Source organism: Pantoea sp. M_10 (assembly GCF_008631515.1).
GTDB lineage: Bacteria > Pseudomonadota > Gammaproteobacteria > Enterobacterales > Enterobacteriaceae > Pantoea > Pantoea anthophila.
This window is the reverse complement of the sequence record NZ_VWUL01000005.1, coordinates 274,420-284,165: the sequence shown is the minus strand read 5'-3', so window position 1 is coordinate 284,165 and position 9,746 is coordinate 274,420. Positions and strand designations below refer to the sequence as shown.

Genomic DNA, 9,746 nt, shown 5'->3' with positions numbered 1-9,746 from the left:
CGGACTTAATCGTCGAGGAAGCTACGCAGCACTTCCGAGCGGCTCGGATGGCGCAGTTTACGCAGGGCTTTCGCTTCAATCTGACGAATACGCTCACGCGTAACGTCAAACTGTTTGCCCACTTCTTCCAGCGTATGGTCGGTGTTCATATCGATACCGAAACGCATGCGCAGCACTTTCGCTTCACGCGCGGTCAGGCCAGCCAGCACGTCATGGGTGGCAGAACGCAGGCTCTCTGAGGTAGCAGAATCCAGCGGCAGCTCCAGCGTGGTGTCTTCGATAAAATCGCCCAGATGTGAATCTTCATCATCACCAATCGGCGTCTCCATCGAGATCGGCTCTTTAGCGATTTTCAGCACTTTGCGAATTTTATCTTCTGGCATCAGCATGCGTTCAGCCAGCTCTTCCGGCGTCGGCTCGCGACCCATCTCCTGCAGCATCTGGCGCGAAATACGGTTGAGCTTGTTGATGGTCTCAATCATATGCACCGGAATACGGATGGTACGTGCCTGGTCCGCGATAGAGCGAGTAATCGCCTGACGGATCCACCACGTCGCATAGGTCGAGAACTTGTAACCACGGCGATATTCAAACTTATCTACCGCTTTCATCAGGCCGATGTTACCTTCCTGAATCAGGTCGAGGAACTGCAGACCGCGGTTGGTGTATTTCTTGGCAATTGAAATAACCAGACGCAGGTTCGCTTCCACCATTTCTTTCTTGGCGCGACGCGCTTTGGCTTCACCGATCGACATGCGACGGTTGATATCTTTAACCTGCTCAATGGTCAGGCCGGTCTCTTCTTCGACCTGCGCCAGCTTCTGCAGGGAACGCATAACGTCATCCTGCACTTCCAGCAGCTTTTCAGACCACGGCTTGTTCATCGCCAGCGCCGCTTTGAACCAGCTTTCATTGGTTTCGTTGCCGGTGAACAGCGTGATGAAGTTCTTCTTCGGCATTTTGCACAGCTCGATACAGAGCTTCATGATCAGACGTTCCTGAGTACGGACACGTTCCATCATGGTGCGCATGCTGCCTACCAGGTAATCGAACTGCTTCGGTACCAGGCGGAACTGTTTGAAGACGTCAGAGAGGTTCTGGATTTCAGCAACGGCGGCGGCATGGCTGCGACCTTTGCTTTTGATCACGCTGCGGGTGGTTTCATACTGCTTGCGCAGATCCGAGAACTTCTCGCGCGCCAGTTCCGGGTCGATAGAGTTATCGTCCTCGGAGTTGTCGTCTTCGTCTTCGTCTTCATCCTCGTCGTCGTTACGATCGGCTTCAGACAGCTCAGAGCCCACGTGCGTAGCCGTTGGGGCCAGATCTTCTTCTGCGTTAGGATCGACGAAACCGGTAATCAGATCGGAAAGGCGTGATTCACCTGCTTCAACTTTGTCGTACTGATCCAGCAGGTAAGTAATCGCTTCAGGGTATTCGGCAACGGAACACTGAACCTGGTTGATACCGTCTTCGATACGCTTCGCGATGTCAATTTCGCCTTCGCGCGTCAGCAGTTCAACGGTACCCATTTCACGCATGTACATGCGAACCGGGTCAGTCGTACGCCCGATTTCAGATTCAACGCTGGATAACACCTGAGCGGCAGCTTCCGCGGCATCTTCGTCAGTATCGGAGCTGTTTTCGTTCAGCATCAGATCGTCGGCATCAGGGGCTTCTTCAACCACCTGAATACCCATGTCGTTAATCATCTGGATGATGTCTTCGATCTGATCGGAGTCGACGATATCTTCCGGCAGATGGTCATTGACCTCAGCATAGGTCAGATAGCCTTGCTCCTTACCACGGGTGACAAGAAGCTTGAGCTGTGACTGCGGGTTTTGCTCCATAAGACGGTATCCACACTTCTGTTAATTAGATTGGTGTCGGTCGGCAGCGAGCCAACAATAGCAGTGAAGGCCTTTAATTCTTGCCGCTGCCTTCGTCGCGGCGTGGGCTTTGCCCATTAGTAATCGGCACTTAAGCCGCGTGTATAAATCGTTGGTAGTACAGGCCTGGCTTAACGCCCACGGCCTTAAAACAGCCACGCCGCCCTCCATCAGAACGGGCAGCGTGCTAAATTATTTTCGGGCAAACGCCTGACTGAGTGTCCAGAGCTCACGGCGCTCGTCGGCGCTCAGTCCCTGGGTGCGTTCACGCGCTATCAGAAACTCCAGACGCTCTTCCAGAGCTGAGTCGTAGACGCTGGCCAGCGAGTCCTGAAACACCGCTTCGGCTTCTTCATCTACTATCATGTGGTTCCAGATCGCCAGCGTTTCAAGCGTCTGACTAAAATTTGTTCCGCGATATAACTCTAGTAGCTGTCCGGTGGTCAATCCAGGATTCTCATTACAGCGACCGACTAATTCAATAAACAGCGGTAAACCCGGCATTTTTGACTCAGACAGCCCGTCAAGCGAAGGGACCATCGACGCCAGCTGCGGGTTCTGAATCAGTAACGCAATCAGCACGCGCATGGTGGTACGCTTAAGCGGCGGGGCAACCGGCGCCGTTCCGCTTGTGGCCAGCTTTGGCATCAGCTTTTCAAGCTGATTGTCATCGAGAATACCCAGTTTATTCCCCAGCTCCTGACGCATATAAATACGTAAGGTCTCACCAGGGATCTGCGTAATCAGCGGTAAAGCCAGCGTGCTCAGGCGCGCTTTACCGTCGCGTGAGCTCAGATCCACCTGCGGCAGCAGGCTATCAAACAGAAACGAAGAGAGCGGCATTGCCTGCTCCATCCTCGCCTCGAAAGCGGCTTTACCCTCTTTGCGGACCAGCGTATCCGGATCTTCGCCATCGGGTAAAAACATAAAGCGTAGCTGACGACCATCATTCATGTAAGGCAATGCGGTTTCAAGCGCACGCCATGCTGCTTCACGTCCGGCCCGGTCGCCGTCGTAACAGCAGATCACGGTGTCGGTACTGCGGAACAGCAACTGAATGTGTTCAGCCGTGGTGGAGGTGCCCAGCGACGCAACGGCATAATCGATGCCATACTGCGCCAGCGCAACCACGTCCATGTATCCCTCGACCACTAACAGGCGGGCGGGTTCAGGATGATTTTTTACTGCTTCATACAGGCCATAGAGCTGGCGGCCTTTATGGAAAATCGGTGTTTCCGGCGAGTTCAGGTATTTCGGCGTTTCGTTACTCAGGACACGTCCGCCAAAACCGATGACGCGGCCACGCTTATCGCGAATCGGAAACATGACGCGGTCGCGAAACCGGTCATAGGTACGGCCTTTGTCATTGCTGACCAGCATGCCCGCTTCCATCAGTGACTCGCGGTCTTCGGATTGCTTGCCAAAACGCTTGAGAACGTTGTCCCAGCCGGCGGGGGCATACCCTATCGCAAAGTGATCGATGATTTCGGCGCTGAGACCACGACGATCGAGATAGTCGCGGGCTTGCTGCGCGCTGGACTGCTGCAGGCTCTGCTGATAAAAACCGTTCAGGCTCTCCATCAGCTGATACAGGCTCTGGCGCTGATGGCGTTCCATCTGGCTGGGCCCGCTGCCTGCTTCATAAGGCACGTCTAAACCGTGGGCGGTGGCTAACTCTTCGATACTCTCAACAAACTCCAGACGATCAAAGTTCATTAAAAAGTCGATGGCATTGCCGTGTGCGCCACAGCCGAAACAGTGATAAAACTGTTTTTCGCCGTTTACGGTGAAAGAGGGGGTTTTTTCATTGTGGAAAGGACAGCACGCGTGGAAATTCTTACCCTGCTTTTTCAGCTTAACGCGGGCATCGATAAGATCCACGATATCCGTGCGGGCAAGTAAATCGTTGATAAATACGCGTGGAATTCGTCCAGCCATACGCCCCGGTTTTTCAGCTCATAAACGGCAACAAGCCGCGCTTCCTTTCGGAAAGCACGGCCTTTTACTTGACTCTGTCTGCGTGAATCACGCGGTGGAGGCGAACCTCCGGAACGACTTAGTACAGACGAGTGCGGCGTGCGTTTTCGCGAGCCAGTTTCTTGGCGTGACGCTTAACTGCTGACGCTTTAGCGCGCTTACGTTCGGTAGTCGGTTTTTCATAGAACTCACGACGACGAACTTCAGCCAGAACGCCTGCTTTCTCGCAAGAACGTTTGAAGCGACGCAGTGCTACGTCAAATGGCTCGTTTTCACGTACTTTAATTACCGGCATGTAACTCTCACCTCGATAAAATTCGGTTTTGCTGCTGACTGCGGCGCCAGCACATTTCAAAATGGTGCAGCATTTTACTCCAACCCAGGTTGGTTTGTAAAGCACCATGGACAATTTGAAACCAACAGGAGCGTTTGCCTGTGCGGCTGCCGGTTTTTCCAGGGGCGGGAGTATAGCGCACTCTTTAGCCGACAGAAAATGACTTTTTACGCGGGATGGCCGCGCTGCATCTCCCATTGCTGTGATAAACTGCGCGCCGCAAGAATGAGGTGATGCAATGCGAATTCTGGGTATTGAAACGTCGTGCGATGAAACCGGCATCGCAATCTATGATGACGAGGCCGGATTACTGGCTAACCAGCTCTACAGCCAGGTTAAAGTGCACGCAGATTATGGCGGTGTGGTGCCGGAACTGGCCTCACGCGATCACGTGCGTAAAACCGTGCCGCTGATTCAGGCGGCGCTGAAAGAAGCCGGTCTGGCACCACAGCAGATCGATGCGGTGGCTTACACCGCCGGGCCAGGGCTGGTCGGTGCGCTGCTGGTCGGGGCGACGATCGGTCGCGCACTGGCGTTTGCCTGGAAAGTGCCGGCGGTGCCGGTTCACCATATGGAAGGTCATCTGCTGGCTCCGATGCTGGAAGAGAATCCACCGGCATTTCCGTTTGTCGCGCTGCTGGTGTCGGGCGGACATACTCAGCTGATCAGCGTCACCGGCATCGGGGAATATCTCCTGTTGGGTGAGTCGATTGATGATGCGGCAGGTGAAGCCTTTGATAAAACGGCGAAGCTGCTGGGTCTCGACTACCCGGGTGGGCCGATGCTCTCCAAAATGGCGCAGCAGGGCACGGCGGGGCGGTTCACCTTCCCGCGTCCGATGACCGATCGTCCGGGGCTGGATTTCAGCTTCTCCGGGCTGAAGACCTTTGCCGCGAACACCATTCGCGCTAATGCGGATGACGATCAGACCCGAGCCGACATCGCCCGTGCCTTCGAGGATGCGGTGGTGGACACGCTGGCGATCAAATGTAAGCGCGCACTGGATGAGACCGGCTTTAAGCGTCTGGTGATTGCGGGCGGCGTCAGCGCCAACCGGACGCTGCGCGAGCAGATGGCGATCATGATGCAAAAGCGCGGCGGTGAAGTCTTCTACGCCCGTCCTGAGTTCTGTACCGACAATGGTGCGATGATCGCGTATGCGGGCATGGTGCGACTGAAAGGAGGAACGCGCGGGGGGTTAGGCGTCAGCGTGCGACCGCGCTGGCCGCTGGCGGAACTGCCCGCCATCTGATGTGAAAAAAGCCGGCTTGCCGGCTTTTTTTTATGGCTGAGATTTCTTTTTGCGCTTCCAGATCTTGCCTTCCTGTCCCCGCCACAGCCGCTGAATATTATCGTGATGACGCAGCAGGATCAGACAGGAGAGCATGGAAACCGGGAAGGTGAACTGCGGTTTGAACCACCAGACGTAAAACGGCGCGATCAGCGCACTGACGATAGCGCCCAGTGACGAGTAGCCGCTGAGCAGAACCGTTAACAGCCAGGTGCCGGTGACCAGGCCGGTCAGGTCCCAGCCTATGGGCGCGATGGCACCAAATGCCGTCGCCACCCCTTTTCCGCCGCGAAAGCGAAAGAACACCGGATAGATATGACCCAGGCAGGCGGCAATCGCGGTGAGGCCAAGATAAAGCGGGGGAACGTGCATCAGCCAGGCCAGCCAGACCGGCACCATCCCTTTCAGCACATCAAACACTAATACGGTGGCGGCTGCGGCTTTACCGCCCAGGCGCAGCACGTTGGTCGCCCCCGGATTGCCGGACCCGTGCGTGCGGGGATCGGGCAGGCCAGCGACTTTACAGACCAGAATGGCACTGGAAATCGAACCGCAAAGATACGCGAAAATAATCATACCAAGCGCGAAAGCACTCATAACACCGTACCGTTCCCTTCAGGGTCGTTTTGATCTCTTCAACCGTGGATAATACGCATAATCCGCCGGAAGTGGTATCCGGCTTAGCCAAAAACAGAGAGTCTTATCATGGATATCGTATTTATAGAACAACTCACGGTGTTCACCACCATTGGCGTTTACGACTGGGAACAGGGCATGCAGCAGAAGCTGGTGCTCGATGTCGAAATGGCCTGGGATAACCGGCTGGCGGCCAGCAGCGACGATGTGAAGGACTGCCTCAGCTATGCCGATGTCTCCTCAGCCATTCTGACGCACCTGACCGGCAGCCGTTTCGCCCTGGTGGAACGGGTTGCTGAAGAAATTGCGGATCTGTTGATGAACCGTTTCAATTCGCCTGGCGTACGCATAAAGGTCAGCAAACCGGGCGCGGTGGCCCAGGCGGCGCAGGTTGGCGTGCGAATCGAGCGCGGGACTATTCCTAAATAAATACGATGTGATTGCCATCACAATGAAACCAAACCAAATTACTGTCTGTCATAGCCTGTACCGATACGTTACAGCAGGCGAATCGGTTTAGATCTTAAGGTTTACTTCAGGCTAACAGCGGCATGATTTCAGGCGATAGCAGCGCGCTACCGCCTTTTTAATGGTTTTGAAACGGATAGAGGGAACATTTGATGGCAGATATTCATCAGCTTTGGGTAGCTGCAATCCTGGGCGTTGTGGAAGGGCTGACCGAATTTTTACCGGTCTCTTCCACAGGGCACATGATTATAGTGGGTCACCTGCTGGGCTTTGAGGGTGAAAAAGCCGAGACCTTTGAAGTTGTGATCCAGTTAGGATCGATTCTGGCCGTAGTGGTGATGTTCTGGCGCCGTCTGTTTGGGCTGATCGGCATCCACTTTGGCGAAGTGAAACATGAGGGCGTCGGCAGCGGTCGTCTGTCGCTGATCCATATTCTGCTGGGCATGGTACCGGCGGTGGTTGTGGGTCTGGTGCTGCACGATCAGATTAAAACGCTGTTTAATCCGATCAACGTGATGTACGCGCTGGTGGTCGGGGGTGTGCTGCTGCTGGCCGCCGAGTTCCTGAAGCCAAAACAGCCGAAAGCCGTGGGCGTCGATGATATTACCTATCGTCAGGCGTTTATGATTGGCTGCTTCCAGTGCCTGGCGCTGTGGCCTGGCTTCTCCCGTTCCGGTGCCACTATCTCTGGCGGGATGCTGATGGGCGTCAGCCGTTATGCCGCGTCGGAGTTCTCCTTCATCCTGGCCGTGCCAATGATGATGGGCGCGACCGTGCTGGATATGTACAAGAGCATCGGCTTCCTGACGATGGCCGATTTCCCGATGTTCGCGGTGGGCTTTGTGACGGCATTTATCGTGGCGCTGATTGCGATTAAAGCCTTCCTTGAGTTGATCAAACGCATCTCTTTTGTCTCGTTCGCCATCTACCGCTTTATCGTCGCGGCAGCGGTCTACATGGTCTTCATGTAAACCGCAGGCAGACTGCTAGTCAGTCTGCCCGATCGCCAGACCCTGCGCGACGGCGTCAACCCGTCGTCGCGTTAACTCCTCCCGCACTTCCGCACCTTTAAATCCCGCCTCGATCACGGCTTTAGTGGGAACCGCCTGGGCCAGCGCAAAAGCGCGACGCAGATAGTCACCCTGCGGATAGGCCATACTCTCCAGCCCGGCACGCCCGCGTGCGTCCGCTTCACTGGTCAGCGCCATCTGTTCGACGCGCTGCGGCTTGCGCCACGCATCAATCCGGTCGAACAGCGCCACCAGCGACGCCGCGGATTGCCGCTCAATGGTGTGCACCACGTCGTGAAATTCGGTCACGATCAGGGCCAGATCGCGAATCGCGTTGGGCACCCGCAGCCGCTGACACAGCGCCTCAACCAGCGGCACACCCGCCAGACCATGACCATGATGGCTGGGCCAAAGCTCAGGCGGCGTCAGTGCCTTACCGACGTCATGGAACAGCGTGGCGAAGCGCACCTCGATCTCTCCGGAGAGCGCGGCAGCCATCGCCAGCGTCATCAGCGTGTGGACGCCGGTGTCGATCTCCGGGTGCCACTTCGCAGGGGCAGGGATGCCAAACAGATTGTCCAGTTCGGGGAAAAGCACCTGTAGCGCACCGCAGTCGCGCAGTACCTGAAAATAGACCTGCGGATTACGGGTGCTGAGCGCTTTTTCCGTCTCCTTCCACACCCGCTCAGCCGTAAGATTTGCCAGCTCTCCGCTCTCCGCCATCTGCTGCATCAGCTGCCGGGTTTCAGGGGCGATACGAAAGTTTAGGTGAGCAAAACGCGCCGCAAAGCGCGCGACCCGCAAAACCCGCAGCGGGTCTTCACTGAAAGCCGCAGAAACATGGCGCAGCAGGCGCTGAGCGATATCACGCTGGCCGTTGTAGGGATCGACCAGCTTGCCATGCTCATCCTGCGCTATAGCGTTAATCGTCAAATCGCGCCGCTGTAAGTCCTGCTCCAGCGTCACGTCGGGAGCAGACCAGGTCACAAATCCGGTATAGCCTTTCCCGTTTTTCCGCTCGGTTCGTGCCAGCGCATACTCTTCGCGGCTGACAGGATGCAGGAAAACGGGAAAATCGCGACCGACCTGCTGATAGCCCTGCTCCAGCATGGCTTCAGGCGTGGCACCGGTCACCACCCAGTCTTTGTCTGTAACCGGCAGATTCAGCAGCGCATCACGCACCGCACCGCCAACAAGAAACGTCTTCACGTAAAACTCCAGAGAAAAAGAAATGATCGGCACGCCGGGCGCATCCCGCGCCTGAAATCAGCGGTGCATCTGGTTTTATTGTTGCACAGATTGCCCGGATTGCAGACATGCCAAAGGGGGGATCGTCTGATCCCCCCCCTTTAAAACCGGCAGAATGCGGTCAGTTCATCCAGCGATCGCTTTTCTTGCGGCGCGGCAGCATGTGCGGCAGTAACAGACCCAGCAGCAGGCCGACGCCCAGCACGCCGCCGCCATACATAAACCACTGCATGATGATGGTACGCTGCTTGTCATCCAGCTGAACATTGGCGGCGCTGACTTTCTTCTGCGCGACGATCAGCTCATTTTTCAGCTTCTGATTTTCGTCTTTCAGCCCGTTGATGACACCGTCGCTGCTGGCGACTTTGTTCTGCATCTCGGCGGTGCGCTGGTTCCAGCTGTTGTCGATGTTATCCAGCTTGGCGGTCAGATCTTTGACCTGCTGCTCAAGCTGCGGCACCCGGGTGCGCAGGCTCGGATTTGCGCTGAGCTGCGACAGGGGGATCCAGGTGGTGCGGCCTTCCGAATCGCGGATCTGGCCATAATGAGTATCATTGTTGGTCTGTAACAGCTGCACCTCTTCCCCGGCGTTCAGCTTACCGAGCAGGCGGAACTGGTCGCCGGGGCCGCTGCGCACCCAGGTCGAGAGTTCATCAGAGACATAGCGTTTTTCGTCGGCGTGGGCAGGTGCAAGGGTGCTGAGGGCCAGCAAAGTGATTCCAGCGAGTGTGATTTTTTTCATTCGATTTCGTTTGGCTTAATCTGACTAAAAATTTACCGGCACAGTCTGGAGAGGCCCCGCATAAATCTGAATGAGAACTATCCTGGTCTCATGGGAGTGCGAAAAGGTCTGCAAAGCGCAAAGAAAGCAGAGACAGCGCCGCTTCTGTGCATTA

General features: G+C 55.9%; 9 protein-coding genes. 3 read left to right on the top strand and 6 right to left on the bottom strand.

Translation table 11 applies throughout. The features are described from left to right. Positions 1-5: 5 nt before the first annotated feature. The 3 genes from rpoD to rpsU all read right to left on the bottom strand — a co-directional run bounded on the left by rpoD (position 6) and on the right by rpsU (position 4,158). Entirely contained in the window at positions 6-1,847 is a 1,842-nt protein-coding gene (gene rpoD, locus F3I47_RS16115; RefSeq protein ID WP_009087305.1) for an RNA polymerase sigma factor RpoD, read from the bottom strand. Positions 1,848-2,078: 231 nt separating this feature from the next. Beyond that, on the bottom strand, positions 2,079-3,824 hold the full coding sequence (gene dnaG / locus F3I47_RS16110; RefSeq protein ID WP_150030396.1) for a DNA primase: 1,746 nt from the start codon (positions 3,822-3,824) through the stop codon (positions 2,079-2,081). Positions 3,825-3,942: 118 nt separating this feature from the next. Then, positions 3,943-4,158, bottom strand: coding sequence for a 30S ribosomal protein S21 (gene rpsU / locus F3I47_RS16105; RefSeq protein ID WP_001144069.1), 216 nt, complete (start codon positions 4,156-4,158; stop codon positions 3,943-3,945). A 277-nt stretch (positions 4,159-4,435) separates the two neighbouring features. Here rpsU and tsaD point away from each other — a divergent pair, with 277 nt between their 5' ends. Beyond that, positions 4,436-5,449, top strand: coding sequence for a tRNA (adenosine(37)-N6)-threonylcarbamoyltransferase complex transferase subunit TsaD (tsaD, locus tag F3I47_RS16100; RefSeq protein ID WP_150030397.1), 1,014 nt, complete (start codon positions 4,436-4,438; stop codon positions 5,447-5,449). Positions 5,450-5,479: 30 nt separating this feature from the next. Here tsaD and plsY read toward each other — a convergent pair whose 3' ends face one another. Then, complete coding sequence (gene plsY, locus F3I47_RS16095) at positions 5,480-6,085, bottom strand: glycerol-3-phosphate 1-O-acyltransferase PlsY (protein WP_009087302.1); 606 nt, start codon at positions 6,083-6,085, stop codon at positions 5,480-5,482. 108 nt (positions 6,086-6,193) lie between these two features. On the opposite strand from plsY, the gene folB reads away from it, so the two are divergent. Together folB and bacA are read left to right on the top strand one after the other, a co-directional pair. Then, the gene (folB, locus tag F3I47_RS16090) at positions 6,194-6,553 is read left to right on the top strand and encodes a bifunctional dihydroneopterin aldolase/7,8-dihydroneopterin epimerase (protein ID WP_009087301.1); all 360 of its coding nucleotides are present in this window, start codon (positions 6,194-6,196) and stop codon (positions 6,551-6,553) included. Between the two features lie 191 nt (positions 6,554-6,744). Next, positions 6,745-7,563: an undecaprenyl-diphosphate phosphatase gene (gene bacA / locus F3I47_RS16085; RefSeq protein WP_009087300.1), complete on the top strand. Its 819-nt coding sequence runs from the start codon at positions 6,745-6,747 to the stop codon at positions 7,561-7,563. A 15-nt stretch (positions 7,564-7,578) separates the two neighbouring features. Here the strand turns inward: bacA and F3I47_RS16080 are convergent, their stop codons facing one another. Further along, positions 7,579-8,811 (bottom strand): multifunctional CCA addition/repair protein, encoded by a 1,233-nt coding sequence (locus F3I47_RS16080; RefSeq protein ID WP_140924917.1) that lies wholly within the window; start codon positions 8,809-8,811, stop codon positions 7,579-7,581. A gap of 160 nt (positions 8,812-8,971) precedes the next feature. After that, entirely contained in the window at positions 8,972-9,592 is a 621-nt protein-coding gene (locus F3I47_RS16075) for a TIGR04211 family SH3 domain-containing protein (RefSeq protein WP_009087298.1), read from the bottom strand. Between the last annotated feature and the right edge of the window lie 154 nt (positions 9,593-9,746).

Coding starts and splice junctions, on each gene's coding strand:
- rpoD (WP_009087305.1), bottom strand. CDS start 1,847: ATGGAGCAAAACCCGCAGTCACAGCTCAAGCTTCTTGTCACCCGTGGT.
- dnaG (WP_150030396.1), bottom strand. CDS start 3,824: ATGGCTGGACGAATTCCACGCGTATTTATCAACGATTTACTTGCCCGC.
- rpsU (WP_001144069.1), bottom strand. CDS start 4,158: ATGCCGGTAATTAAAGTACGTGAAAACGAGCCATTTGACGTAGCACTG.
- tsaD (WP_150030397.1), top strand. CDS start 4,436: ATGCGAATTCTGGGTATTGAAACGTCGTGCGATGAAACCGGCATCGCA.
- plsY (WP_009087302.1), bottom strand. CDS start 6,085: ATGAGTGCTTTCGCGCTTGGTATGATTATTTTCGCGTATCTTTGCGGT.
- folB (WP_009087301.1), top strand. CDS start 6,194: ATGGATATCGTATTTATAGAACAACTCACGGTGTTCACCACCATTGGC.
- bacA (WP_009087300.1), top strand. CDS start 6,745: ATGGCAGATATTCATCAGCTTTGGGTAGCTGCAATCCTGGGCGTTGTG.
- F3I47_RS16075 (WP_009087298.1), bottom strand. CDS start 9,592: ATGAAAAAAATCACACTCGCTGGAATCACTTTGCTGGCCCTCAGCACC.